This window comes from Streptomyces sp. NPDC059649 (assembly GCF_042734445.1).
Classification (GTDB): domain Bacteria; phylum Actinomycetota; class Actinomycetes; order Streptomycetales; family Streptomycetaceae; genus Streptomyces.
The window spans coordinates 1-26,342 of sequence record NZ_JBHWDV010000045.1; the positions used below are offsets into that span (position 1 = coordinate 1).

16 protein-coding genes and 1 tRNA gene are annotated in these 26,342 nt (G+C 74.0%); 11 read left to right on the forward strand and 6 right to left on the reverse strand.

The window, feature by feature from the left end; genetic code table 11:
• Position 1 precedes the first annotated feature (1 nt).
• Positions 2 to 991: a rod shape-determining protein gene (locus ACFV1J_RS32120; protein WP_385864007.1), complete on the forward strand. Its 990-nt coding sequence runs from the start codon at positions 2 to 4 to the stop codon at positions 989 to 991.
• 224 nt (positions 992 to 1,215) lie between these two features.
• The gene (locus ACFV1J_RS32125) at positions 1,216 to 2,232 is read left to right on the forward strand and encodes an alpha/beta fold hydrolase (protein WP_385864009.1); all 1,017 of its coding nucleotides are present in this window, start codon (positions 1,216 to 1,218) and stop codon (positions 2,230 to 2,232) included.
• A gap of 193 nt (positions 2,233 to 2,425) precedes the next feature.
• On the opposite strand, the gene ACFV1J_RS32130 is transcribed toward ACFV1J_RS32125, so the two are convergent.
• Positions 2,426 to 3,172 carry a TetR/AcrR family transcriptional regulator gene (locus tag ACFV1J_RS32130; protein WP_385864011.1) on the reverse strand — a complete coding sequence of 249 codons (747 nt, stop codon included), beginning with the start codon at positions 3,170 to 3,172 and terminating at the stop codon, positions 2,426 to 2,428.
• 417 nt (positions 3,173 to 3,589) lie between these two features.
• Between ACFV1J_RS32130 and ACFV1J_RS32135 the strand changes: the two genes are divergently transcribed.
• A complete protein-coding gene (locus ACFV1J_RS32135) occupies positions 3,590 to 4,831 on the forward strand; it encodes an FAD-dependent monooxygenase (protein ID WP_385864083.1) in 1,242 nt (413 codons plus the stop codon).
• A 297-nt stretch (positions 4,832 to 5,128) separates the two neighbouring features.
• On the opposite strand, the gene ACFV1J_RS32140 is transcribed toward ACFV1J_RS32135, so the two are convergent.
• Positions 5,129 to 5,653: a CGNR zinc finger domain-containing protein gene (locus ACFV1J_RS32140; protein WP_385864012.1), complete on the reverse strand. Its 525-nt coding sequence runs from the start codon at positions 5,651 to 5,653 to the stop codon at positions 5,129 to 5,131.
• 25 nt (positions 5,654 to 5,678) lie between these two features.
• On the opposite strand from ACFV1J_RS32140, the gene ACFV1J_RS32145 reads away from it, so the two are divergent.
• Positions 5,679 to 7,289 carry an MFS transporter gene (locus ACFV1J_RS32145; RefSeq protein ID WP_385864013.1) on the forward strand — a complete coding sequence of 537 codons (1,611 nt, stop codon included), beginning with the start codon at positions 5,679 to 5,681 and terminating at the stop codon, positions 7,287 to 7,289.
• 213 nt (positions 7,290 to 7,502) lie between these two features.
• Here the strand turns inward: ACFV1J_RS32145 and ACFV1J_RS32150 are convergent.
• A tRNA-Arg gene (locus ACFV1J_RS32150) sits at positions 7,503 to 7,578 on the reverse strand.
• A gap of 301 nt (positions 7,579 to 7,879) precedes the next feature.
• On the opposite strand from ACFV1J_RS32150, the gene ACFV1J_RS32155 reads away from it, so the two are divergent.
• The 7 genes from ACFV1J_RS32155 (at position 7,880) to ACFV1J_RS32185 (ending at position 18,833) form a co-directional block, all read left to right on the forward strand.
• Complete coding sequence (locus ACFV1J_RS32155; RefSeq protein ID WP_385864014.1) at positions 7,880 to 9,784, forward strand: dynamin family protein; 1,905 nt, start codon at positions 7,880 to 7,882, stop codon at positions 9,782 to 9,784.
• Between the two features lie 887 nt (positions 9,785 to 10,671).
• Positions 10,672 to 12,534: a GTPase gene (locus tag ACFV1J_RS32160; protein ID WP_385864015.1), complete on the forward strand. Its 1,863-nt coding sequence runs from the start codon at positions 10,672 to 10,674 to the stop codon at positions 12,532 to 12,534.
• A gap of 177 nt (positions 12,535 to 12,711) precedes the next feature.
• Positions 12,712 to 13,239 carry a single-stranded DNA-binding protein gene (locus ACFV1J_RS32165; RefSeq protein WP_385864017.1) on the forward strand — a complete coding sequence of 176 codons (528 nt, stop codon included), beginning with the start codon at positions 12,712 to 12,714 and terminating at the stop codon, positions 13,237 to 13,239.
• A gap of 630 nt (positions 13,240 to 13,869) precedes the next feature.
• Positions 13,870 to 15,267, forward strand: coding sequence for an LAETG motif-containing sortase-dependent surface protein (locus ACFV1J_RS32170; protein WP_385864019.1), 1,398 nt, complete (start codon positions 13,870 to 13,872; stop codon positions 15,265 to 15,267).
• 725 nt (positions 15,268 to 15,992) lie between these two features.
• A complete protein-coding gene (gene ettA, locus ACFV1J_RS32175) occupies positions 15,993 to 17,657 on the forward strand; it encodes an energy-dependent translational throttle protein EttA (protein ID WP_385864020.1) in 1,665 nt (554 codons plus the stop codon).
• A gap of 4 nt (positions 17,658 to 17,661) precedes the next feature.
• Entirely contained in the window at positions 17,662 to 18,096 is a 435-nt protein-coding gene (locus ACFV1J_RS32180) for an acyl-CoA thioesterase (protein WP_385864022.1), read from the forward strand.
• Positions 18,093 to 18,833, forward strand: a complete 741-nt coding sequence (locus ACFV1J_RS32185; RefSeq protein ID WP_385864024.1) for a hypothetical protein — start codon at positions 18,093 to 18,095, stop codon at positions 18,831 to 18,833. Before ACFV1J_RS32180 ends, ACFV1J_RS32185 begins: the two co-directional genes overlap by 4 nt.
• Positions 18,834 to 18,905: 72 nt before the next feature.
• Here the strand turns inward: ACFV1J_RS32185 and ACFV1J_RS32190 are convergent, their stop codons facing one another.
• The 3 genes from ACFV1J_RS32190 to ACFV1J_RS32200 are packed head-to-tail and all read right to left on the reverse strand — an operon-like array spanning position 18,906 to position 26,202.
• Positions 18,906 to 20,042 carry an ABC transporter ATP-binding protein gene (locus ACFV1J_RS32190; protein ID WP_385864026.1) on the reverse strand — a complete coding sequence of 379 codons (1,137 nt, stop codon included), beginning with the start codon at positions 20,040 to 20,042 and terminating at the stop codon, positions 18,906 to 18,908.
• A complete protein-coding gene (locus ACFV1J_RS32195; protein ID WP_385864028.1) occupies positions 20,039 to 22,804 on the reverse strand; it encodes an FtsX-like permease family protein in 2,766 nt (921 codons plus the stop codon). Before ACFV1J_RS32195 ends, ACFV1J_RS32190 begins: the two co-directional genes overlap by 4 nt.
• Positions 22,804 to 26,202, reverse strand: a complete 3,399-nt coding sequence (locus ACFV1J_RS32200) for an FtsX-like permease family protein (protein WP_385864029.1) — start codon at positions 26,200 to 26,202, stop codon at positions 22,804 to 22,806. The genes ACFV1J_RS32195 and ACFV1J_RS32200 overlap by 1 nt, the downstream gene beginning before the upstream one ends.
• Positions 26,203 to 26,342: the final 140 nt, after the last annotated feature.

A 26,342-nucleotide genomic window follows, 5' to 3' on the forward strand; every position in this document is an offset into this window, starting at 1 on the left:
GGTGCTGAACGAGCCGTCGGTGGTCGCCGTCAACGCCTCCGGCGACGTCATCGCCGTGGGCGAGGAGGCCAAGCGGACCATCGGCCGCACCCCGTCCGGCATCACCGCGATGCGCCCCCTGAAGGAGGGCGTCATCGCCGACTTCGAGGCCGCCGAGCAGATGCTGCGCGCCCTGATGAAGAAGGCCCTGCCCAGTCGCCGCTTCTCCCGGCCGCGGGTGGTCATCTGCGTCCCGTCCGGCATCACCGGCGTCGAACGGCGCGCGGTCGTCGACTCCGCCCGGGGGGCCGGGGCCCGCGAAGTGCACCTGATAGAGGAGCCGATGGCCGCCGCGATCGGCGCCGGCCTCCCGGTGGACGAGCCGGTCGGCTGCATGGTGGTGGACATCGGCGGCGGCACCACCGAGGTCGCCGTGGTCTCCATGGGCGGCCTGGTCACCGCCCAGTCCCTACGGGTCGCCGGTGACGCCCTGGACACCGCGATCACCGCGTACGTCAAGAAGAAGCACTCCCTGGCCATCGGCGAGCGCACCGCCGAGGACATCAAGATCGCCATCGGGTCGGCGGTGTGGACCCCCGTCGACGTCGACGAGGACGGCGAACCGGACCGCCGCTCCTCCTACACGGTCCGCGGCCGCGACCACATCACCGGCCTGCCCCGCCTCCAGGAGATCGACGAGGAGGAGATCCGCCGGGCACTGGCCGAACCGGTCGACGCGATCGTCCGCGCCGTCCACCAGACCCTCGACGCCTGCCCGCCGGAACTCTCCGGCGACATCATCGAACGCGGCATCGCCCTCACCGGCGGCGGCGCCCTGCTGCGCGGCCTGGACCGGCGGCTGCACGAGGAGATGGGCGTGCCCGTACGCGTCGCCGACCAGCCCCTGGACTGCGTCGTCAACGGCACCGCCAAATGCGTCGACGAATTCGCCACCCTGCACGGCCTGTTGACCGGGGCGAAGGAACAACCCCGCAGGACGGTGCGTTTGTAGGGTGACCGCTGCAGGGCCCACGCTGCGGGACTGACCGTTGCAGGCCTGACCGCTGTAGGGATGGCGCTGCAGGGCTGCACGCTGTAGGGGCGGCGTTGCAGGGGTGACCGCTGCAGGGCCGCACGCTGTAGGGGTGCACGCTGTAGGGGTCACGCTGCAGGCCTGACCGCTGTACGGGTGCTGCTGCGGAGGAGACCGCCCCACTGGGAGCACTAGGAGGACGCATGCCGCAGACCACCGAACCGGCCGACCACCCCGCCGGCCCGGTCCACCGCTTCGCCGAGATCCCCGAAGGCCGCATCCACTTCGTCGAGCAGGGCACCGGCCCGGTGGTCCTCCTGGTCCACGGCTTCCCCGAGTCCTGGTACTCCTGGCGCCACCAGATGGCCGCGCTGGCCGCCGCCGGCTACCGGGCCGTCGCCATCGACGTCCGCGGCTACGGACGTTCGTCCAAGCCCAGCGAGGTGTCGGCCTACCGGATGCTGGCCCATGTGGCCGACAACGTCGCCGTGCTGCGTGCCCTGGGCGAGGAGACCGCGATCATCGCGGGCCACGACTGGGGCGCCCCCATCGCCGCCCACAGCGCGCTGCTCCGGCCCGACCTCTTCACCGCCGTCGCCCTGCTGAGCGTGCCGTACACGCCCCGCGGCGCGACCCGGCCCACCGAGGCGTTCGCGCGGCTCGGCGGCGACGAGGAGTTCTACATCAGCTACTTCCAGGAGCCGGGCCGCGCCGAGGCGGAGATCGAACCGGACGTCCGCGGCTGGCTGGCCGGCATCTACACCGGCCTCTCGGGCGAGGCGAAGCCCGCCGCCGACGACCAGGACGGCAACGGCCTCACCCGGCTGACCGTCCCCGCGGGCGGCAGGCTCTCCGACCGCTTCGCGGCCGACAGCCCCCTGCCGTCCTGGCTCACCGAGGCCGATCTCGACCACTACGCCGGCGAGTTCGAGCGGTCCGGACTGACCGGCGCCCTCAACCGCTACCGCAACGTCGACCGGGACTGGGCGGACCTCGCCGCCTGGCAGGGCGCCCCGATCACCCGGCCCGCCCTCTTCATCGGCGGCGACCGCGACGCCCCCACCCACTGGCTGGCCGACGCCATCAAGGCCTTCCCGGTCACCCTGCCGGCCCTCTCCGGCTCCCACATCCTCGAAGGCTGCGGCCACTGGGTCCAGCAGGAGCGCCCCGACGAGGTCAACCGCCTCCTCGTCGACTGGCTGCGAAGCCTGCCTGTTTGAGCGGAGCCTGCCTGTTTGAGTGGGCCTTTTCGGGCCCTCTTAGTAGTGAGCACTCTTGGCCGGGCACAGGGCACCGGGCACAGGGCACCGGGCGCCGGGCGCCGGGCGCCTACGGGAGGGGACGTTGGGGCGGGCCCCTCGGTTGGGGGCCCGCCGGGCGAGGGGCCATGGGTGCGGCCCCGCCTGCTCCCTGCTATCTGTTGCCGCCCATGTAGACCTCCAGCCCGTCGAGGATGCGCTCCAGGCCGAACTCGTCCGCCCGGTCGCGCGCGGCCGCATCGGCCTCGGTGGCGGAGAGCGCCGCGGCGACCGCCGGATAGCGGTCGGCGCGGCCCACCAGCAGCTCGTTCAGCGCCGCGCTCATCACCTGTTCGGGCTCCGTCGCCCGCGCACTGCCCAGCCCCATCGACGCCGCTACCTGCGCGAGGGCCCGTACGTGGCCGCTCACCACAACCACGGCATCGAGCTGCTCCCCGCCGCTCAGCCCGGTGTCCGCCAGCGCGGCCACCGCCGTCTCCGTCCAGCCGAGTTCGTTCGGCCCCATGACACGCGGGCCGGTGGCCGCACCCAGCAGCCAGGGGTGCCGGCGGTAGGCGGCCGACAGCGCGTCCGCCCAGGCCCGTAGGCCGTTCCGCCACCCCTCGGGCAGGGTCGGCGGTTCGCCCATCGCACTGTCGATCATCAAGGCGACCAGCTCGTTCTTGCCCGGCACATAGCGGTAGAGGGACATCTTCGTGAAGTCCAGCTCGCCCGCGACCCGTTGCATCGAGACCGCCCCGAGCCCGCCGACGTCGGCGAGCGCGATCGCGGTCCGGGTGATCCGCTCCAGGCTCAGCGCCGGCCTGGGCCCGCGACTGGGCCGCTCCCGCCCACCCCACAGCAGCTCGACACTGCCCGCCTGGTCCCCGAACACACTGCGCTTCTCGTCCTCACCCACCATCCCCGCATCCTAAAACTGCGTCCGGGGTACACAGAACAGTGTCCATCGGATACAGTTTCTTCTGTCGATCCGCCGACCGCCGACCGCGGATCGCGGATCGCGGATCGGTCTCATGCGTGATGACAGGGGGAAGCAGCAATGGCTCGACGCACGGCAACACACGGAACGTCCCACACACAGACCTTGGGCCTGGAGGGAGAAGCACAAGCGGATGCGGTCGCGGGGGCCGGTCTCGGCCTCGGCCTCGGCCTCGCCGACGCCGACGGTGGCCCTGACGACCGGCCGGAGGACCGAACCGGTGGCCGACCTGGCGACCGACCCGGTGACCCGTCGGGTGGAACCGGTGACCGACCCGGTGACCGATCGGGTGGCCGAACCGGTGGCCGAACCGGCGACGGCCGAGGTCGCACGGTCCTCATCTCCGGCGCCAGCGTGGCCGGCCCGGCCCTCGCGTACTGGCTCTGCCGTCACGGCTACCGCCCCACCGTGGTCGAGGTGGCCCCCGCCCTGCGCGGCGGCGGGTTCGCGGTCGACTTCCGGGGCGCGGCACATCTGACGGTCCTGGAACGCATGGGAATCCTGGACGAGGTCAGACGCCACAGCACCGGCGGCGGCTCCGCCATGAGCTTCATCGACGACCAGGGCCGCCAACTCGCCACCCTGCCACCCGAGTTCGCCGGCGGTGACGTCGAAATCCTCCGCTCCGACCTCTCCCGGATCCTCTACCACCACAGCCTGACCCCGGCGGCCGACGGTCGCCCGGCACCCGAGTACGTCTTCGACGACACCCTCACCTCCCTCACACCCACTCCGGACGGAGTCCACGCCACCTTCGCCCGCACCCAGCCCCGCACCTTCGACCTGGTGATCGGCGCGGACGGCCTGCACTCCACCGTGCGCAGACTGGCCTTCGGCCCCGAGCAGGACTTCGTCAGCCACCTCGGCTACTACGTCGCCGCCTGGGACCTCCCGGAGTCCGCCCGCGACCTGGCCGCCCGATCCGTCGGCTACTCCGAACCGGGCCGCGTGGCGACCGTCGGCCGCACTCCGCGCCGCAGCACCGAGCCGGGCTATACGGGCGAGGCGTTCTGCGTCTTCGCCTCCGAGGAGGAGCTGACTCACGACCGGCGCGATCTTTCCGCCCACAAAAAGGCGATAGCCCGCGCCTACGAAGGAGCCGGCTGGCGCACCCCGGAGCTGATCGACACCCTCTGGGCCGCCGACGAGCTCTACTTCGACTCCCTCAGCCGCGTCGACGTCCCGTGCTGGTCCACGGGCCGTATCGCCCTCCTCGGCGACGCCGCCTACGGCGCCACTCTCGGCGGTATGGGCACCGGTTCGGCGATCATCGGCGCCTACGTCCTGGCCGGCGAACTGGCGGCATCCCCCGACGACCACTCAGCAGCCTTCACCCGCTACGAAAGCAGACTCCGCCGGTACGTGACCCAGTGCCAGGAAGGCGGCCGCGGCACCGGCGAGTTCCTCGCCCCCACAACCCAGGAGGCCATCGACGCCCGCAACGCTGCCCTCAACGACCCCGCAGCCCGCACCGCCATGCTCCAACAGGGCCACGCCCTCTCCACGGCCCTCACCCTCGACACCCCGACCCCGGACAGACCAACCTCCCACGCGCCGGGGACGGCGATAGGCACCGCGTAGGGCATGACGGAGATGCCGTTGGCCGCCCGTAGCGCTTCGAGGTGCCACAAGGCCACGCATGGCGCTTCCGGGATGCCAAAGGCCGTGGAACGCTTTCGGGGTGTCGTAGCTCCGCCGGGGGTGTCTCATCAGGTCCCGCATAGCGCTACGAGGGCAGGGAGGGGAGTGGTGGGAGGGGAGGGAGGGGGCGGGGGTGGGGGCCCCGAGGAGAACGCGAGCCGGCCGGCAGAGGGGAACGCCCATGCCCGCCACGCCCCTCACCCCACCCGTACTCCCCCCGCCCCACCCGTACTCCCCCTACTCCGCCCGCCGCTTGGCCCGGTGGCGGCGTACGGCGTCCCGGTTGGCGCAGGCGTGTGAGCAGTAGCGCTGCCGCCCGGCCCGGCTGAAGTCGGCATACGCATTGCCGCACTCGGCCAGCGCGCAGCGTCCCAGCCGGTGCGTGCCCAGCCCGGTCAGGTGCAGCGCGGTCCCCACGGCACCCACTGCCCGCAACACACCGCCCAACCCGATCCCGTCCTCCCGGTAGTGAATGTGCCAGCCGCCGTCCGCATGGTCGGTCAGCCGGGGAGGGGTGGACGCCTCGGCGAGCAGCCCGTTGAGCAGCGCCGCGCGCCGCTCGTCCGTCTCGGCATCGACCACCTCCGTCCACCGCCGGAGAAAGCCCAACACCTCGATCAGGTCGCCCTGTTCGACGGGCCGGTCGATGACCATCCCCGCCGCCACGCACCGTTCCTCCAGCTCCCGCACGCCGCCCGGAGGCGCGTTGGTGAGCTCGACCACAAAGCGGACGGGGTCCTCCCCGTAAGGGTTCAGCTGCACAAGACCATTACATCAGGCTGACCACATGACTTCCCACCCACCCACGAACCCCCACACCACCAAAAGCCACCCAACAACCGCCCATCGCCGCCCAGTTGGTCCCACCCCCACCGGCAACAGCCGCGCACCCGACAACAACGGCACACCCAGCAACAACCGCACGCCCGACAACAGCCCCACCCCCACCGCCGCCGAGGTCCCCACCCCCCACCCAAGCAAGCCCCGCACCCTCGGCACATGGCTCCCCCTCCTGGCCACCTGCCTCGGTACGTTCCTCCTCCTCGTCTACGCGACGATCGTGACCGTGGCACTGCCGAGCATCGCCGCCGACCTGCACGCCGGATTCGGCCCGCTCCAGTGGGTCGTCGATGTCTACACCCTCGCCCTCGCCGGACTGCTCCTCGGCATGGGCTCCCTCGGCGACAGCCTGGGCCGCAAACGCCTCTATGTCCGCGGCCTGACCGCCTTCACCGTCGCCACCCTGGCCTGCGGTCTGGCCCCCAACGTCCAGGTGCTGATCGCGGCCCGCGCCGTCCAAGGAGCCGCCGGCGCGGCCATGTTCGCCACCCTCCTCCCGCTGATCGGCCTCACCTACACCGGTCGCGACCGGGCCAAGGCGTTCGCCATCTGGGGCGCGGTAGCCGGCGCGGCGAGCTGCGCGGGAAACATCGCGGGCGGCATCCTCACCCACTTCCTCTCCTGGCAGTGGATCTTCTACGGTGCGGTTCCCCTCTGCGCCGCCACCCTCGCACTCTCCGCCAAAGTGCTCGCCCGTGACACCACCCGGCCGACCCACATCGACTGGCCGGGCATAGTCACCTTCACCCTGGCCGCCCTCGGCATCACCTTCGGCTTCATCCGCGGCGGCGAAGCGGGCTGGTCGGCCCCGTCGACCCTGCTCGGCTTCCTGACCGGCGCCGCCCTCCTGGCTGCTTTCCTCCTGGTCGAACGTTCCGCGGCGCGCCACCCCACGCAGCAACCCATGCTGCCCCTGGCCCTGTTCCGCAGCCCCGCCTTCAACGGCATGCTCCTCGCCGCCTGTGTCTACTACCTGGCCGGCTTCGGCTTCCTGCCCGTCCTCTCCCTCTGGCTCCAGGATGGTGCGGGCCTCTCCTCCCTGGGCACCTCCTTCGTCCTCACCGCCCAGCCCGCGGCGTTCTTCGCCACCTCCGCCCTCGTCGGCAGCGCCCTGCACCGCATGCCCGCCCGCTGGACCCTCGGCGGCGGCTCGCTGATCGTCGGCCTCGGCGACCTGGCCTTCCTCATGACCGCCCCCGGCTCCTCCTGGCCGGCCCTGCTCCCCGGCCTCGTCCTCACCGGCGTGGGCGCCGGCCTGGTGTCCCCCGTCCTCCCCGCGACCGCCATGTCCTCCGCATCCCCGGCCCACGCCGGCGTGGCCGCCGCCGCGGCCAACAGCGCCCGCCAGTTAGGCCTGGCCCTGGGCATCGCCCTCCTGGGCACCGTCTTCCACCAGTACGCCCCGCCCCCGACCCCGTCCCCCACCGCCTACGCCCACGCCCTGCACGCCGTCTTCCTCCTCGCCGCCACCCTCGCCCTCACCGGCGGCCTCCTCTCCACCCACCTCCTGACCCGTCCTCCCCACCACCACTCCAAGCCCCACCCCGCCGCCAGCTGACCCACATCCCTACGCACACCCCCACCCTCAGCACGGCCCGGGCGAGCAGGCGAACGCAGTGAGGGGACGGCGGGGATGGATGAGGGGCCGCCCAGCGAGAGGCGTAACCAAGCCAGCCGAGGCCCCATCCCACCAGCCCCCGCCCGCCCCCGGCACCCCCAGCCCCATCCACCCCCCAACGAAAAGAGACCCTCCCCAAGGGAGGGTCTCGCCTGGCGCCCCCGGCAGGACTCGAACCTGCGGCCAAGTGCTTAGAAGGCACCTGCTCTATCCACTGAGCTACGGGGGCCGGTGTGGGCGTGGATCACGGACCGCGGACCAGGATAGAGGTCCGGGTACCTCGTCCCGGTTGCTTCACCTCCGTGGCACGTTGTGGAGGTTCGGTGAAGCGGTCCCGATAATCGCAGGCAGGTACGAATCCTGCACCGCTTTTGACGTTCGGCGGGGCGGGTGTTGTGCACTCGTTATGCCTGCGTCTCAGTTGTCGCGAACGTCCCATGCGTCACTCGTCCCATTCTGTGGTGGTTCATGCGGCGCGCACGAGGGGTTATACGCTTCAAAAAGCCAACGAAATTGGGCATTCTGCACATGTGGCGACCTTGGACGTACGACCCCGGCTGATCGACGCACTGTCCGTACTGCGCGACCGCGTCGAAGCCGCACGCTTTCCGCTGCCACTACGGGGCGCCGCCCGGGCCCGGTGCAACCGGGCAGAGCTGCTCGCCCAGCTCGACGACTATGTGATTCCCCGCCTCCGCTCGCCTCAGGCGCCGCTGCTGGCGGTGATCGGCGGCTCCACCGGGGCCGGTAAGTCCACCCTGGTGAATTCGCTGGTGGGGCGGCGGGTCTCGGAGGCCGGGGTGCTGCGTCCGACGACGCGTACGCCGGTGCTGGTGTGCCATCCCGACGACGTCCACTGGTTCTCCGGACGGCGGGTGCTGCCGCAGCTCCTCCGGGTCTGGGGGCCCGAGGAGGACGAGGGCGGCGCGGAGGGGTCTCCCCATGAGCATGAGGGATGCGGGGCGTATGGGGAGTGTGGGGCGTACGGGGACAGTGGCGGCCCCGGTAAAGGGGGAGCGGGTGGGGGTGGGGAGCCGTTCGCGGTACGGATCGAGGTGGAGACGGCGCTGCCCAGCGGGCTGGCGTTGCTGGACGCGCCGGACATCGATTCGCTCGTCGCCCGGAACCGCGAGCTGGCCGCTGAGCTGATCTGCGCCGCGGACGTATGGGTTCTGGTCACGACGGCCGCCCGGTACGCCGACGCGGTGCCCTGGCATCTGCTGCGCGCGGCGAAGGAGTACGACGTCACGCTGGTGACCGTGCTGGACCGGGTCCCGCACCAGATCGCCACCGACATCTCCGGGCGGTACGCGGAACTGCTGCAGCGCGCCGGCCTCGGCCACGTCCCGCGGTTCACCATTCCCGAGCTCCCCGAGTCGGCCGGCGGCGGCAGTGGGCTGCTGCCTGCCACGGCGGTCGCCGGGCTGCGCGAGTGGCTGGAACGGCACGCCCAGGACCCGGCCGCCCGTAGGGCCGCCGCGGACCGTACCGCCACCGGGGTGATCGCCTCGCTGCGCAGCCGGCTGCCCGCCCTGGCCGGGGCCGCGGCCGCCCAGCACGCCGCGGGGCTCCGGCTCGCCTGCCGGGTCGAGGAGGCGTACGAACGGGCCGCCGAACGGGTGCGGAGCGAGGTCGCGGCCGGTGAGGTGCTGGCCGGGGACGCCCGCGCCTACTGGCGCGACCACGGGACCGGCGGCCGGTCCGACGAGCTGCTCGACGCGCTGACGGACGGGCTGACCTCGTTGCTGACCTGCGCCGTGGAGGAGGCCGACGAACGGGCCGCGGAAGCCTGGCGGCGCGATCCCGCGGCCGCCGAACTCCTGCTGACCGCGGCCCCGGGAGCGCCCGGAGCGCCGGGAGCCGCGGAGGGGGCGGACGCGTCGGGTGACTCGGAAGTCGCGGGAGCGGCCGGCCGGCTGGGCGTCCTCGTCCGTCGCTGGCGGCGCTGCCTGGAGGAACTGGCCGAGGAGGAGACCCGTGAGGCGCGTGAGGCACGTGACGCGCGTGGTGGACCGGCCGGTGAACGCGTCGCCCAGGTGGAGCCGGAGGAAGCGGCCGCCTTGCTGGCCGCCACGCTGCTCGGCGGCCGGCGCGCCCGTACGGCGGGCGAGAACCTCGCCGACCTTCTGGGGGCCCAGACCGCGCTGCGGCTCCGCGACCGGGGCGGGCGGCTGCTGACCACCTATCTGGGACGGGCACTGGACGGGGAGCGCGAGCGGCGGCTGGCGCCGCTGGACCGGCTGACCGTACCGCCGGACCAGCAGGCCGAGCTGATCGCCGCGCTGTCCGTATTGCAGCGCGAGCGGCAGCAGGAGGAGAGGACGGCGGATGCCCTACGGGCGGAGGCAGTAGTGGCGGGAGGCGCGGCGGCGAACGCAGTGGTGGTGGAGCAGGAACGGCAGCCAGAGCGGGAGAAGGCGGAGGTGTCGGGGTGAGCGGTTCCGGAACGGCGGATTCGGGTGTGGGGGAGGGTGCGCCCGCACGTACGGCTTCGGGCGTGGGGGAGGGCGCGGGCACGGGGAACACGCAGAGAGCCGGTGACGTGCGGGGAGTGGGGGACGCGGAGAGCGGCGCGGCCGGGTGTGGCGAGTCGTGGAGTGCGCCACCAGGAGGCGCGCGTATGGCGGCCGGGGAACCGGGGTCGGGCGGGGCGTGGGATGACGGGTTGATCGCCCGGCGGGTGCCGGAAGGCGGTGTTCCGCGACCGGGCGCGGGGCGGGGGCCAGGCGGGGCGCGGATCGAACCACGGACCGCGTCGCGAGGCGAGCCGCAGGCCGGTGCCGCGGGGGTCGCTTCGGGCGCCGGTACCGAGGAAGCGGGTGGTGGGTCATGCGTCGGGGCATATCCCGGGGCCTTCGCCGAGGTATACGCCGAAGCGCACGCCGGGGCATATGGAGGGGCGTGCGGCGAGCCGGGTGGCGCGGCGCACGCCGTATTGGGTGGCGAGTCGGGTACCGCGTCTTCTGGCGCTGCCCCTACCGCGTCCTGTGGCACTACCCCTACCGGGGCATACGGAGCCGGCCGTGCCGCTTCGTCCGGCGTCGGACCGTCCGGTTCGTTCGCCGACGGACGTTCCGGTTCGTCCGGAGAGGCGCGGGGCGGGTCGTTCGCACAGGGGCGAGGCGGATCGTTCGGTGAGGGGCGGGATGGGGCGGTGTCCGGTGAGGGGCCCTTGGGGTCGTCCGCCGCCGGGCCCATCGGCGCCTCGTGTGACAGACCGCATGAGGGACGGCCACATGAGGGACGGCCGTATGAGGGGTCGTACGACGCGTCGGGTGGCGAACCGTGTGGCGGGTCGCCGCAGGAGTCGCCAGCGGAGGCCATGGTTCAGCCGCGTCCGCCCGTGGAGGGCTATCGGTGGGTCGCGGATGGCGGCCGGCGGGGGCCGGAGGGCGGATTGCGGGCACGGCTGGAGGCGTTGCGGGAGCTGATCGCGCTCTCGCGGTCACGGCTGGACGGGCGGGCGCTGGCGGCGGCCGGGCGGGTGCTGGAGGCCGCGGACGAGCGGTACCGGCTGTCCGGCGAGCACACCGTGGTTGCCATCGCCGGAGCCACCGGCAGCGGGAAGTCGTCCTTGTTCAACGCCCTGGCGGGAGCGAACCGTTCACAGGTCGGGCCGCGGCGGCCGACCACCGCCGAGCCGGTGGCGTGCGTCTGGCCCGGCGGCAGACCAGGTGCCGAGGGGCTGCTGCGGCGGCTCGGGGTGCCCGCGCACCGGCGGCACATGGCCGCGGACGGCAACCCCGAACTGCGCGGACTCATCCTGATCGACCTGCCCGACCACGACTCCTCGGCCACCGAGCACCGTGCCCAGGTCGACCGGATGCTGGCGCTGGTGGACGCGGTGATCTGGGTGGTCGACCCGGAGAAGTACGCGGACGCGGTGCTGCACGAGCGCTATCTGCGGCCGTTGGCGGGCTATGCCGAGGTGATGTTCGTCGTCCTCAACCAGGTGGACCGGCTGCCCGGAGAGGCCGCCGACCAAGTGGTGGACGATCTGCGCCGGCTGCTCGACGAGGACGGCCTGGCGCTCGGCGAACACGGGGAGCCGGGCGCGGCGGTGCTCGCCCTCTCGGCGGCGACCGGCAAGGGTGTCGCGGAACTACGGGAGTCCCTCGGCCAGTTCGTCGCCGAACGGGGCGCGGCGGACCGGCGGCTGGCGGCCGACGTGGATGCGGCGGCCGAGCGGTTGCGGTCGGTGTACGTGGCCCGGAGCCAGGTCGGACTGACCGAACGGGCCCGTGAGGAGTTCGCCGACCGGTTGGCCGAGGCGGTCGGCGCGGTCGCCACCGGGCGGGCCGCGGAACGTGACTGGCTCCGGTACGCGGAGCGGGCCTGCGGCTCCCCCTGGGCACGGCTGCGGGTCCGCCGGGCCCGTGGCGCGCGGCCGAACCACGGGCCGGGAGGCGCGACGACCGGCGCGGGCGGCGGAACGACCGGGGCGGGACAGGCAACCACCGGCGTGGGACGTGGAGCGGTCGAGGTGCGCACCCTGGGGCGGACGGGTGGTCGGCAGGACACGGTTGGCGGGGGGACGAGCGGCAAGGCTGTGGCCGGACCCGCGCTCGCAGCGCGGCAGGTGACGGCGGGCCACCGGCGGATGTCCGGGGCCTGGGGCGGCGACGCGTTGGGGGACCCGGTGGTGGTCCGGGCGGCGGCCCGGCCAGTGGTGGAGCAGGCCGTACGGGGCGTGGCCGCGGAGGCGGCGCACGGGCTGCCGGCGCCCTGGGCGCAGGCGGTGCGCGAGGCGGCGGACCGGGGTGCGTGCGGGCTGCCGGAGGCGCTGGACAAGGTGGCGGCCGATGCGGAGGAGGAGCTACGGGGCGGACCGGCCGTCAAGCCGCGGTGGTGCACGGTGGCCGCCGCGCTTCAGGGGATGCTGTCCGTCCTCCAACTCATCGGGGTGCTGTGGCTGTTGGCGGCGCTGACCGGGCTGGTCGATGCCTCGACCTGGGTCTCCGGGCTGCTGCCCGCGGTCATCGGATCGGTGGGCGGTCCGGCGCTGGCATGGCTGTGCCGGGTGGTGGCACGCGGTCCCGCGCGGCGGTACGGGCAGGACGCCGAGCGGCGGCTGCGGAACGCGGCGGCGGCCTGTGGCCGGGGCCGGGTGCTGGAGCCGGTCGCCGCCGAGCTGCTGCGCTACCGCGAGGTGCGGGAGCAGTACGCGGTGGCGTCGGGGGCCTGACGGCAAAGGACGCGGGAGGGACACTGCGCTCCAGTGCCCCTTTCGAGTGGCCGAGTTGTCCACAGCCGGCAGGTTGTCCACAGGCCGCAGCGGGGCTTGCCGGATCCGTGCAGCATGAGGTCAACGCAGCGCGCGAGCGACCCGGCGAGCGCGCAGGAGACGGGGGAGTGGATTTCCATGAACGAGACGATGGTGACGCTGGTGGGCAATGCCGCGACGGCGGTGGAGCACCGGCAGACGACGGCGGGCGTGCCGGTGGCGAGGTTCCGGCTCGCGGCGACGTCCCGGCGGTGGGACAAGGCGCAGGAGCGGTGGACCGACGGGGAGACGAGTTTCTATACGGTCCGGTCGTGGCGGGGTCTGGCCGACAACGTCGCGGCATCGGTGGCGGTGGGCGAACCCCTGGTGGTGCAAGGGCGGTTGCGGCTGCGGGAAGGGGAGCAGTCGCCGGAGAAGGGCGGGCAGCGCTGGTTCTCGGCCGAGGTCGACGCCGTCGCGATCGGGCACGACCTGTCGCGCGGCACGGCGGCCTTCCGCAGAGTCACCCGCGTGAGCCGCATGAACGTGACCGACCAGGAACCGGTCCCGGCCCCACGCCCGGACCCGTTCCAGGGCGCGCGCCCGAATCCGGAACCGGAACCAGAACCAGGCCCAGAATCAGGAACCAGACCCCGTCCCGCGCCAGAGCCCGTAACCCAACCGTAGGAGCAGGCAGGACGGTTGAGGACGCGGGCCTGACGGTGAGCCAGGGATCGGCACCGGCGGGCCGGTCACCGAGGCGGCCACCGGGTCAGCCACCCGGGCCGGTCACCGAGCTGGTCACCAAGTCAGCCACCGGGCCGGTCACCGAGCCGGCCACGAAGCCAGTCACCGAGTCAGCCATCAGGCCAGTCACCAAGCCAGTCACCGAGTCACCCACCAAGCCAGCCAACGACCCGATCACCCAGTCCGCCCACGAGCTGGTCACCCAAGCTCGCTCACGAGGCCGCCCCCGGGGCCGTCAACGAAGACCGCCCACGAGACCGCCCACGAGACCGCCCACGAGGCCGTCACCGGGCCAGTCGACGTGGCGAATTCGTCGCAGAAGGCCGCAGTGCCCTGAAACGTCCCGGGGATTTGTCGATAATGCCAGGTCAGGGTGCCTGTGTTCGGTAACAATTGCGATTCGGATCGCTTATGGGATGCCATTACTGGGGACCCTGGTGCGCCTGCTCCTTAAGATCCGACGAGTAGTCACGGGGGCTCACGGGGGCTGACGTTCGGCTGTTTGAGTTCTTTGGATCTTTCCGGCGAGGCACCTTCCCCACCCGACCGCCTCGCCCAGAGGGGAAATTCATGCTTTCGATGAAGAGGCGGGGCGCAGCCCGCCTTGCCGCCGCGGTCGTGGCCTCCGGCCTCGTCGCGGCGGGTGCGATAGCCACCGCGGGGACCGCAGTGGCGGACGACACGACCCCGGCTCACGGGGGTGCCACCGCCACGCTCGGTGGCCTGAAGATCTTCGACCAGGCGGTTGTGCACAACGACGGCGGGGACCAGCGCGTCGGTGCGGGCCTGTTCGAGATGTCCGTCGACAACGGTGGCACGCTGCAGACCTACTGCATCGACATCCACAACCCGACGCAGCAGCAGGCGAAGTACCAGGAAGTGCCCTGGAGCGCCTCGTCGCTGCACAACAACGGGGACGCCGGCAAGATCCGCTGGATCCTGCAGAACTCCTACCCGCAGGTGAACGACCTCGCCGCGCTCGCCTCCAAGGCCGGTGCCGGGAACCTCACCGAGAAGACCGCGGCGGCCGGCACCCAGGTCGCGATCTGGCGCTTCTCCGACCACGTGAAGGTGGACGCGGTCGACCCGGCGGCGGAGAAGCTCGCCGACTACCTCGAGAAGAGCGCGCAGAGCGTCGAGGAGCCCAAGGCGTCGCTGACGCTGGACCCGCCGGCCGTCTCCGGCAAGTCGGGCAACAAGCTCGGCCCGGTCACCGTGCACACCAACGCCGATAACGTGACGATCTCCCCGGCCGCCGGTGCGCCGGCCGGCGTCAAGATCGTCGGCAAGGACGGCAAGCCGGTCACCAGCGCCGCCGACGGCACCCAGCTGTTCTTCGACGTGCCGAAGGGCGCCGCGGACGGCAGCACCTCGCTGACCGCGCAGGCCGCCACCAAGGTGCCGGTCGGCCGGGCGTTCACCGGCATCGGTGAGCACGCCAAGAGCCAGACCCAGATCCTGGCCGGCTCCAGCGAGTCCACGGTCTCCGCGGCCGCAACGGTCTCCTGGAAGAAGCAGGGCGCCATCCCGGCGATCACCGCCGAGAAGAACTGCTCCAAGGGCGGCGTGGACGTCACCGCCAGCAACAAGGGCGATGAGGCGTTCCGCTTCCAGCTGGCGGGCAAGGACTACGAGATCGCCCCGGGCAAGTCGCAGACCGTGACCGTCCCGGTGGCCGAGGACCAGCCCTACGAGATCACCATCAAGGGTGCGGGCGGCTTCAAGAAGACCTTCTCCGGGGTCCTCGACTGCAAGACCGCGGGCAGCGGTGGCGGTAAGCCCTCGCCCAAGCCCAGCCCGGCGTCGGTCGGCGGCAGCACCGGTGGCGGCCACGGCACCGACCTCGCCGAGACCGGTTCCAGCAGCGCCACCCCGATGATCGCGGGCGTCGCGGTCGTCCTGGTCGTGGTCGGTGGCGCCGCGGTGTTCTTCCTCCGTAAGAAGAAGGCCGGCACCCCCGCCCAGTAAGGGCCTCGGCGGCAGGCGCCCGGTGACGGGCGTGCGGTAACGGAAGCCGCCGGACAGAGAAGACGCCCGACGATGGGCGAGCAGTAACGGCGGTCGCCCGGCCGGTCACCTCTCGGTAACCGGCCGGGCGTCTGCGTTCCCCGCGGGCGGCTCGCGGCCCGCAGCTCGACGGCCCGCGGCCCGCGGCCCGACGCCCGTGACCAGCGGGAACGAGTAGTTCTGAAGACAACGACCAGTTCTGAAGACGACGAGCAGTTCTGAAGACGACGAGTCGGAAGCCAAGGGAATGGGCCGTCCTGCAGGCAATCTGCGGGCGGCGGGAACAAAACGTGGCCCCCGAGTGGTTAACGCTCCGGGGCCATGGACGTGCGGTCCCGGGGTACGGCCTCATGAGTGCCCCCGACGCCGCCACCGCCCGTGTGATCCCGCACCCCACGCCGCACCCCACCCCGCACCACGCCCTCTGACATCCCGCACCCGACCCCCCGGCATCCCGCACCCCACCCGCCGTGCTCGCACCGCCTCGCGGGCGTCCGCCCCTCGGCACCCGTTTCCTTCCGGGGACGGACGTACGGCAAGATGGGTGTATCTGCCCTCCCACGGTCGCGACGGACGTCACGACGGACGCATGGCGCACGCGCAGCGCATGACGGACGTACGACGGACGATGGCCCGGGGCGGTGCCGCACAGACCCTGATCGATCCAATCTGCCGGACGGTTTCTCTTGGCTGAGTACATCTACACGATGCGCAAGACGCGCAAGGCGCACGGCGACAAGGTCATCCTCGATGACGTGACGCTGAGCTTCCTGCCGGGCGCAAAGATCGGTGTCGTGGGTCCCAACGGCGCCGGTAAGTCCACGGTGCTGAAGATCATGGCCGGTCTCGAGCAGCCGTCGAACGGCGATGCCTTCCTTTCGCCCGGCTACACCGTCGGCATGCTCCTGCAGGAGCCGCCGCTGGACGAGTCGAAGACGGTCCTGCAGAACGTCCAGGACGGCGCCGCCGAGATCATGGGCAAGCTCCACCGCTTCAACGAGGTCGCCGAGCTGATGGCGACCGACTACTCCGACGAGCTCATGGAGGAGATGGGCAAGCTCCAGGAGGACCTGGACCACGCCAATGCGTGGGACCTGGACACCCAGCTGGAGCAGGCCATGGACGCGCTGGGCTGCCCGCCCGGCGACTGGCCGGTCAACAACCTCTCCGGTGGTGAGCGCCGCCGCGTCGCGCTGTGCAAGCTGCTGCTGGAGGCCCCCGACCTGCTGCTGCTCGACGAGCCCACCAACCACCTGGACGCCGAGTCCGTGCAGTGGCTGGAGCAGCACCTCGCGAAGTACCCCGGCACCGTCGTCGCCGTCACCCACGACCGGTACTTCCTCGACAACGTCGCCGAGTGGATCCTCGAGCTCGACCGCGGCCGCGCCCACCCCTACCCGGGCAACTACTCCACCTACCTCGAGACCAAGCAGACCCGTCTCAAGGTCGAGGGCCAGAAGGACGCCAAGCGCGCCAAGCGCCTCAAGGACGAGCTGGAGTGGGTGCGCTCCAACGCCAAGGGGCGGCAGGCCAAGTCCAAGGCCCGTCTGGCGCGTTACGAGGAGATGGCCGCCGAGGCCGACAAGATGCGGAAGCTGGACTTCGAGGAGATCCAGATCCCGCCGGGCCCGCGCCTGGGCAATGTCGTCGTCGAGGTCGACAAGCTCAACAAGGCCTTCGGCGAGAAGGTCCTCATCGAGGACCTCAGCTTCACCCTGCCGCGCAACGGCATCGTCGGCATCATCGGCCCCAACGGCGCCGGCAAGACCACGCTGTTCAAGATGATCCAGGGTCTGGAGACCCCGGACTCCGGCGACATCAGGGTCGGCGAGACCGTCAAGATCTCCTACGTCGACCAGGGCCGGGCGAACATCGACCCCAAGAAGACGCTGTGGGCCGTGGTCTCCGACGAGCTGGACTACATCAACGTCGGCCAGGTCGAGATGCCCTCGCGGGCGTACGTCAGCGCGTTCGGCTTCAAGGGCCCGGACCAGCAGAAGCCGGCCGGGGTGCTCTCCGGTGGTGAGCGCAACCGCCTCAACCTGGCGCTCACCCTCAAGCAGGGCGGCAACCTCCTGCTCCTCGACGAGCCCACCAACGACCTCGACGTCGAGACGCTCTCCTCGCTGGAGAACGCGCTGCTGGAGTTCCCGGGCTGCGCCGTGGTCGTCTCCCACGACCGCTGGTTCCTCGACCGCGTCGCCACCCACATCCTGGCGTACGAGGGCGACTCCAAGTGGTTCTGGTTCGAGGGCAACTTCGAGTCCTACGAGAAGAACAAGATCGAGCGCCTCGGCGCGGACGCGGCCCGCCCGCACCGTGCCACCTACAAGAAGCTCACCCGGGGCTGACCTCGTGCGATACCGCTACTCGTGCCCCCTGCGCTGGTCGGACATGGACGCCTTCGGCCATGTCAACAACGCGGTCTTCGTCCGCTACCTCGAAGAGGCGCGGATCGACTTCATGCGTCGGCTGGCGCCGGGGGACGGCAGCCCGTCGTTCACCGGCGGCTCGGTCGTCGCCCGGCACGAGATCGACTACGTGCGGCCGCTGGTGCACCGGCCCGCGCCGGTCACCGTCGAGTTGTGGGTGACGAAGATCAGCGCCGCGTCGTTGACGGTCGGCTACGAGGTCAAGGACGAGGACACCCTCTACCTGCGGGCCTCGACCGTCGTCGTGCCGTACAACTTCGCCGAGGAGCGTCCGCGCCGCCTCACCGCGGAGGAGAAGGCGATCCTCAAGGAGTACCTGGCCGACGCGTCGCACCAGGAGGGGGCCGTCGCGGTATGACGGTGCTCGCCCTCGCCGATGCCGGGGAGGCGGCGGACCTCGCCGCCTTCCTCGCCCGGCTGATCCACTACGACCGGGCCGCCGCGGTCCGGCTGCAGACCGGTGGCGGGGTGCTCGCCGTCTTCGGCCGGCCGCCGTCCTTCGAGGTGCTGGCGATCCGTACGGCCCGGCTCGCCGCGCCCACGGTCCCCGACGAGACACCGGGCACCGGCCTGGACATCACCGTCTCCGCCGGTGACCTCCTCGAAGGCATCGACGAGGAGCAGGGGACGCTGACCGTGCCCGCCGCCGTCACCGGTCCGCCGTGGGCCGGGCTGCTGCCGCCGCGCGGCGGCTGGCAGCGGGTGCCGGGACTGCCCGCGCCGGAGGCGCTGCTGCGCGCGGTGGCGGCCGCGGTCGCCGAGTTCCGGGCCCGGGACGAGGCACTGCCGCCCGAGCGCCGGACCCGCGCCGAACGCGACCGTATCGGCCGGGAGATCTGGTCGCGCACCCTCGGGGACACCCACCTCCCGCTGCGCGCCGCGCACGCCGCCCAGTCGCTGGGCTTCCTCCGCCCGGTCCGCACCGCCGTGCTCGCGGCCGGCGGCGGCCCGCACCCCACCGAACCGCCGGCGCTGACCCTGTTGTCCGCGGGCGGCTGGCTGCGGCTGCGCACCCCGTACGGGTCGGTCGCGGTGCGTACCGGCGGGCCGTCCGGGCTCACCGGGCTGTCGGGTCTGACGGTCACCCCCGTCTGAGCCGCTCCCCGTCCGGGCCGCTCCCCGTCTGAGCCTCCCCGTCCGGGCCGCCACCGGAACGGAGTGCCGCCCTTACGTCGTCCGGTCGCCGGGCTTCGTTCCGCCACTGGGCGTGGCCCCGTCACCGGGCTTCGTTCCGCCACCGGGTGTGGTCCCGTCACCGGGCTGCGTCCCGTCGTCGCCGGCCTGTCCGTCGCCGGGCCGCGTTCCCCCGCCGGCGCCACGGCCGGTGTTCCCGTTCGCCGTCGGGTCCGGCCACACCCCGATGTGGTCGCTCTCCAGCTCCAGCAGCACCCGGTGCGCCATGCCCAGGCTGCTGGTGTAGTCGGCCGGCAGCTGGAGCCGGCCGGCCCGGTCGAGCATCGCGTACTCCCGTGCCACCAGCGCCTCCCGGCCGGTCGCGGCGTCCCGTTCGGTGCGCCGCAGCACCTCCGACGACGTCCGGCCGTCGCGGATCGCGACCGTGCGCCGCACCTCGTCCGCGACCGTCTGGTCATGGGTGACGATCACGATCGTGGTGCCGAGTTCCTCGTTGGCGGTGCGGAACGCGGCGAAGACCTGCTCGGCGGTGTGCGAGTCCAGTTCGCCGGTGGGCTCGTCGGCCAGCAGGACCGAAGGGGTGTTGGCCAGTGCCACCGCGATGGCGGTGCGCTGCTGTTCGCCGCCGCTCAGCTGGTGCGGCCGGCGGTCCCGGCAGTGGTCGAGCGAGAGCATCGTCAGCAGTTCCTCGGCCGCCTTCGTACGGGCCGCCCGGCGCCGTCCGCCGCGCAGCTGCATCGGCAGGGTGACGTTCTGCAGCACCGTCAAATACGGCAGGAGGTTGCGGGCGGTCTGCTGCCAGACGAAGCCGACGACCTCCCGGCGGTAGGTGAGCCGGGCCCGGGCGTCCATGGTCAGCAGATCGCGGCCGGCGACCGTCGCGGCGCCCGCGGTCGGCACGTCCAGGCCGGCGAGGATGTTCATCAGCGTCGACTTGCCGCTGCCGGACGCCCCCACCAGGGCCATCAACTCGCCCTCGGACACCAGCAGATCGAGGCCCTGGAGCGCCTGCACGTCGACGCCGTCCGCGGAGAAGACCCGCACCAGCCGGTCGCAGGCGATCAGCGCGTCATGCCCGTAGGCGGGCCGCTCGCGCCGGGCCGCCGCCCGCGCCTCCAGGTCCGCCAGGCTCACCGGCGCGCTCGTGGCGTCCTCGGGCTCTGTGCTCATGAGGGGTCCCCCGCTCTCAACTCGGTGCTCTCCCGCCGCCGTTCGCCCACCCACGCCTGGACCAGGGCGACCGCCAGGGCCAGTACGACCACGCCCGCCGACGGCAGCAGCAGGGACGCGGGATCGGTCCGCAGCCGTACGGTGCCCGGCCCGCCGCCGGCCGTGCCGGGCAGGGCGAGCGGGGTGAGGTCCGTGCCGGGGCCCAGCAGCCGGATCGCCACGGCCCCCGCCAGCACCCCGCCGACCGCTGCGAGCAGCGCCTGCGGCAGCGCCTCCAGCACCATCAGCCGCCGCCCCCGCCCCGGCGGCAGCCCCATGGTGCGGAGCCCGGCCAGCAGGCGGGTGCGTTCCGGGGCGGTCCGCAGCAGGGAGAGGAGCAGGGCGAGCAGCGCGAACCCGGCACCAGCCACGACGGCCGCGGTGTAGAGGCGTTCGGCGCCCTGCTGGAGCGGCGAATCGGCCAGCGCGGCGCGTTCCGCGGAGCGCAGCGACACCTGGACGGCGAGGGACGCCGGGGTGTGGGCGCGGACCGCGGCCCGCAGCGCCCCGGCGTCCAGCCCGCGGCCGGACAGCAGCATTGTGGTGGGGCCGTTGTCCGCCTCGGCGTAGGTGTCGGGGTGCACCCGGGCCACGCTCCGGGCGTTGATCAGCACGAAGTCGCCGCCGGGCTGGGCCGGGGTGTCGGCGCGCACCGCCCGGGGACGGACGACGAGTTGGCCGTACTCCGGTTGCAGCGCCATCGGGGCGTCGCCGAACCGGGTGCGTACGCGCGGGGAGACGATCGCGGGCAGCGGCCGGTCGCCGCCCGGGTCGGCGAGGTCGGCGGCGGGGAAGGCACCCAGTCCCGTGGCGCGGGCCAGCCGGGCGTACGCCTCCGGTTCGGCGATCACCAGGTACAGCGGCGGGCCGCCGTCGTCCGCGGTCTGCACGCTGATCCGCAGCGGTACCGCGTCCTCGACGCCCGGCACCCGGGCCACGGCCCGCTGCAGCGCGGCGGGCAGCGGCCGTTCGGCGGAGATCCGGGCCTCCGCGCCGACCGCGGTCAGCGCCGCCCGGTCCCGGGCCGCGGCGACCCCGGCGAGCACCGAGCCGCCGAACGACGCGGTGGTCAGCGCGATCAGCAGGGCCAGCAGCGGCAGGCCGGCGGTGGCCGGGGCGCGGCCCGCGCGGGCCAGCGCGAGGAATCCCGTCAGTCCGGAGGTACGGGCGGCCGGGCGGGCCGCCAGCCGCAGCGGCAGCGGCCAGAGCCGCAGCAGCACCAGCGCGGCGATCACGGCGACGAGCACCGGGGCGGCGCTGACCAGTACGTCCACGCCCCCGCCGGCCGTGGTGCGGCGGCGCAGCGCGACCACCGCGCCCACCGCCAGGACCAGCACGGTCAGTTCGGCGACCGTCCGGCGCCGGGACGGGCGGGCCCCGGCAAGATCGGCGCGGGCGGCCGGGCGGGGACGGCGGTGTGCGGCGGCGGCCCGCAGCGGCAGCGCGAGCGTGCCCAGCAGCCCGGCCCCGGCCGCCGCCAGCAGCGCCGGCGCCATCCGCCCACCGGGCACCAGCAGCAGCGCCAGCCCGCCGCCGGCCGCCGCGGCGGGCAGCGCCACCACCGCGGTCTCCGCCGCCAGTTGCCCGGCCAGGCCCACCAGGGACGCGCCGCGGGCCCGCAGCAGCGCCAGCTCCGGGCGCCGGCGTTCCGCGGTGAGCGCGCCGGCCATCAGCAGCACGATCCCGGCGACGGTGCCGAGGCCGACCGCGGCCACCGTGATGACCGGGGCGATCGCCGCCCGGGTCCGTGCGTAGCCGTCCAGCAGATCGTCCACCGCACTGTCGGCCAGCGCGCCGCCGCCCGCCACGGCGCGCAACCGGACCAGCGTCGCGCCGTGTTCGACGGACCGCACCCGCTCCCGCAACGACGGGGCGTCCGCGGCGGTCAGCGCACCGGCGTCGACCGGATAGTGCCAGAACTTCTCCGGCTCCCCCTCGGTGGACAGCAGCGCCGGCCCGTCCCCGGGCGCCAGCAGCAGCCCGGCGTGCCAGAACCGCTGCGCCGGCACCCCCTCGGTCACGGCCCGGCGGGGCGCCGCCCGCAGCGGATCCGCGGCCCAGTAGTCGCCGTCCGGCCGCCGCGGCGCGAGCAGCCCGGAGATCCGTACGGTCAGGCCGTTCAGGTGCAGGACGCGGCCGGTGCGCAGATGCAGGGTGCGGGCGGTGGCCGTGGTCACCGCCGCCTCCAGCGTGCCCGCCCCCGGGGCCGCGGCCCGCGGCAACCGGCCCTCGGTGACGGTCGCATGCCCGCCGAGGCCGGAGGCCGCGTACAGCGACAGTTCCGGATCGACGCCGTCCGGCCGTGGCAGTCCGGCGTCCCGGGCCGCCAGCGGGTTCGTGGTGCGGACACCGTGCACCGCGTCCGCCGCCGGGGTGCGCAGCGGGGCGCGGAACAGGCTCCGCAGCGCCCGGTCCTGACGGTCCAGCGCGGTCGCCGCGTAGCCGGCCGCCGGGTCCGCGCCGGTGACGTCCGCCCGGCCGACGGAGATCTCCACGGCCCGCTGCTCGGGCGGCGCCGAGGCGAGCGCATGGCGCAGCCCGTCCGTCTCGTACCGCGCCACCCCGCGTGGGAACGCCGCCGCCAGGAACGCCGTGACCAGCACCAGCGCGCCCAGCGCCAGCGCCGTGGCGCGCGCGGACCGCAACCGGACGCCCAGCAGGCCCGGCCGGGTGAGCGCGTTCCCCCGGCGGTCGGCCGCCCGCCGTGCCGGAGCCGTCGCCATCACCGCACCCCCTGCCCGCGCAGCGCCGTCACCGGGTCGCCGCGGCGCAGCCCGAGGGCCGCGACGACCAGCAGCGGTCCGGCCGCGACCGCCGCCAGCAGCCCCGCCACCTGGCCGGCCGGCAGCTCCACCAGCACCGGCGGCACCGGGCGGGTGGCCTGCCCGGTCAGCACGACCAGCGGCACCACCGCCCGGGTCAGCACCGCACCCAGCACCCCGCCGACGGCCAGCGCCAGCACGATCAGCACCCCCTGTTCGGCGGCGAGCGTCCGGGCCAGCTGCCGGCGCGGCGCCCCCAGGGCCCGCAACACGGCGAATTCGCGGTCGCGTTCGCGTACCGACCCGGCGGCCCCGACCGCGAAGCCGACCGCCGCCAGTGCCACCGCGACCACCGCGGCCGCGGTCAGCGCCGTCTGCGGACCGAGCCCCAGCGGATCGTCGTGCAGCTCCCGGGCGATCTCCGCGCGCGCCAGGACCTGGCCGGGGTCGGTGTCCGGGCGGGCCCGCAGCGCCGTCACGACCCGGTCCGACGCGCCGGGACGGGGCCGCAGCCACCACTCGGTGGCGGTCAGCGGGGCGGCCCCGAGGTCGGACAGCGCCGCGTTGACGGCACCGAAGTCGACCAGCAGCCCGCCCCCGGCCGGCGGGCCGTCCGCCGGGCCGGGCAGCGCCCGCACCGCCCGCACGATCCGCGCCTTCACCTGCTGCCCGCCGACCGGCAGATCGACCACCGACCCGACCCGGGAGCCGCTGTCGCGCAGATAGGCATCGGTGGCCACGGCGGCCAGCGGCGGCAGCGGCGGATGCGCGGCGGTGATCCGCACGGTCGTCACCGCCGCGGTCCACTCCTCGGGCCGGGCGCCGGTGTCGTACGTCTGGGCCAGCAGCCCGCCCGCGGGCACCTCCGCGCGGCCGGCCCGCGGCCCGAACGGCTCACCCACGTAACTGCTCTTGTCGCTGATGCGGGCCCGCCAGGCCGGCCCGCCGGGCGCGGTGAGCGGGCGGACCGCCCCGCCGGCGGTGACGGCCTGCGCGGCGGACACGGTCAGCCGCTGACGGTACGACACCGACGACTGGTCCATGTCGGCCAGCAGACCGGTCACCCGCAGCGGCCCGGCCGGACGCCCGGCCGGCGGACCGGCCGCGGCGGCCAGGTCCACGCGGAGGGTGTGCGGCCGGCCGTCGGCCGCGAGCCGGCCCAGCGGCAGCGTGTACGGCACCCCGAACCGGTCGGTGACCTGGACGGACAGGGCCGCGGGCACCGGCCCGGTGTCCCGCCCCGGATTGCCGGGCCGCGGGCCGTCGGCCACCGGGGGCAGCGCCTTGAGCGACCGCAGCTGTGCCGTCACCCGCAACGCCCCGGCGTCGGGCGGCAGAGGAAGGCCCACGGCCCGGTCGTCCTTCGGCGCCAGCGCGCGCAGCACCCCGTCCGCCGCGCCCGCCGAGTCCGCGGCGCCGCCCGCCAGGTCACCGCGCAGCAGCAGCGCGCCCGCGGACCGCCGGGAGTCCACCGCGAGCAGTGTGGAGGACCGGCCGCCCGACAGGTCCAGGTTCACCAGCCCCACCGGCAGCGCCGCGGCCACCCCCGGCACCGCCGCATAGCCGCCGCCCTGCCCGAACTCCGGTGTCCTGCTGGCCAGTACGCGCACCGCCGCACCCGCCCGGAAGTCGGCCTGGTCGTCCTGCGAGCGCTGCCAGGACGCGCGCTGGCCGATCGCCAGCATGCCCAGCGCGGTGGCCAGCACCAGCAGCAGCACCGGCCCGGCGCCCCGCCCCGCGTACCCGCCGCCCGAGCGGAGCCCGGCGGCGGGGGAGGTGCGCCGGCTGATCTGCCAGCCGGCCAGCGCCGCGGCCAGCCCCCGGCCGCGGGCCGCGCCCCGCTCGGCGATCCGGGCGGCGAGCGGCAGCAGCCGCAGCGTCAGCACCGTACCGGCGAGCAGCGCCAGCGCCGGGGCGGCCACCAGCACCGGGTCGACGCCCAGCGCGCCGGTCCCGTCGCCGGTCAGCACGCCGCCGCCGGCCCCGCCGTGCGCGGTCCGCTGCCGCAACTGCCCGTACGCGACCCCGGCGATCACCAGCAGTCCCAGGTCCGCGCCGGCCCGTGCGGCACCGGGCAGCGCACCGGACCGCCGCCGGCGGGGCGCGTCGGACCCGGTCCGCAGCAGCGCCGGGGCGGCCACCGCGAGGGCGCAGCCCAGGGCCACGGCAGCACCGGTCAGCCAGGTCGTGGCGGTGAGCCGGGTGTCCAGCGGCAGCCCGATCCGGGCCAGGGCGCCGTGCGCGGCCAGCAGGCGGATCAGCGGGCCGGACAGCAGCGGCCCGGCGACCGCGGCCGGGACGGCCAGCAGCAGCGACTCGGCGAGGGCCAGCCCGGCCAGCTGCCGCCGGGAGGCACCGCGGGCCCGCAACAGGGCCGTCTCGCCGGCCCGTTCACCGCTCAGCATCCGGGCGACCAGCAGCAGCGCGTACCCGGCGAGCAGCACCAGCTGGAGCGCGACGATCAGGATCGTGGCACGGTTCACCAGCAGCGCCCGCCGCAACTGCCCCAGCGCCGTGGGCAGATCGGTGCTCGCGGTGGCGTGGCCGGCGAACGCCGGATCGGCCATCAGCGCCGTGGGGGCCCGGCCGGCCGCGGCGCCGAGCGCCGGCAGCCGGTCCGCGGTGAGCGTGCCGAAGTCCGCGGTGGCGAGCCAGCCCACCGAGTCCTGCACCAGCCGCCCGTCGCGGAACGCCGCCGGGTCGGCCAGCAGCGGCCCGTAGGTGGTGAAGCCGACCGTGCGCACCCCTCGGCCCCCGAGGTCGTCGAGGTTCCAGTACGGGTCGGTGCGGTCCCGGGGCCGGTAGACGCCGGTGACCACGACGGTCAGATGCGGCGGCCCGGAGAGCCGGTTGTCGAGGGTGATGCGCCGTCCGGGCCGGGCCCCGAGCCGGGCGGCCGCGGCCTCGGGCAGCGCGACCGGCAGCGGACCGCGCCGTTCCGCGGTGGGCCAGCGGCCCTTGACGAGGGTGAGCCGGGAACGGTCCAGGGCCGCGAGCTGGGTGAGGTCCGGTTCACCGGTGCGGGCCCGGGACGGCCCAGGCGTCCGGGGCAGCGCGTACGGCCCGGAGCGGGTCAGTGTCCGCACCGTGTACGGCAGCCCGTCGAACGCCCGCCGGGCCGCCGCGGCCACCGCCCGGTCCGCCGACTGCCGTGATCCGGGCGGGAGTTGGGCCTTCACCTGGAGCGCGGCGGCGGCCGCCGACCTGGTGCGCAGCGCCTGCCGGAGCCCGGCGTCGCCGACCGACTCCGAGAACGCCGCCAGCGTCGCCAGCACCGTCCCGGTCAGCAGCACCGACAGCAGGGCGGCGACCAGCAGCAGACGGTGCGCCCGCACGCGCAGTACGGCATAGCCGGCCACGGTCCCCCCTGCCGTGTTCAGCGTCGTTCGCGATCAGTCGCTCACGGTCGGTCGAACGGATGTCACACGAATGATCGACGCAACGGATGGAACGGATGCTGTCAGAGTGCGAAGCGTCCGGTAAGCGGTTTCCGAGGGGC

Coding starts and splice junctions, on each gene's coding strand:
- ACFV1J_RS32125 (WP_385864009.1), top strand. CDS start 1,216: ATGCCGCAGACCACCGAACCGGCCGACCACCCCGCCGGCCCGGTCCAC.
- ACFV1J_RS32130 (WP_385864011.1), bottom strand. CDS start 3,172: ATGGTGGGTGAGGACGAGAAGCGCAGTGTGTTCGGGGACCAGGCGGGC.
- ACFV1J_RS32145 (WP_385864013.1), top strand. CDS start 5,679: ATGACTTCCCACCCACCCACGAACCCCCACACCACCAAAAGCCACCCA.
- ACFV1J_RS32160 (WP_385864015.1), top strand. CDS start 10,672: ATGGTTCAGCCGCGTCCGCCCGTGGAGGGCTATCGGTGGGTCGCGGAT.
- ACFV1J_RS32165 (WP_385864017.1), top strand. CDS start 12,712: ATGAACGAGACGATGGTGACGCTGGTGGGCAATGCCGCGACGGCGGTG.
- ACFV1J_RS32170 (WP_385864019.1), top strand. CDS start 13,870: ATGCTTTCGATGAAGAGGCGGGGCGCAGCCCGCCTTGCCGCCGCGGTC.
- ACFV1J_RS32185 (WP_385864024.1), top strand. CDS start 18,093: ATGACGGTGCTCGCCCTCGCCGATGCCGGGGAGGCGGCGGACCTCGCC.
- ACFV1J_RS32190 (WP_385864026.1), bottom strand. CDS start 20,042: ATGAGCACAGAGCCCGAGGACGCCACGAGCGCGCCGGTGAGCCTGGCG.
- ACFV1J_RS32195 (WP_385864028.1), bottom strand. CDS start 22,804: ATGGCGACGGCTCCGGCACGGCGGGCGGCCGACCGCCGGGGGAACGCG.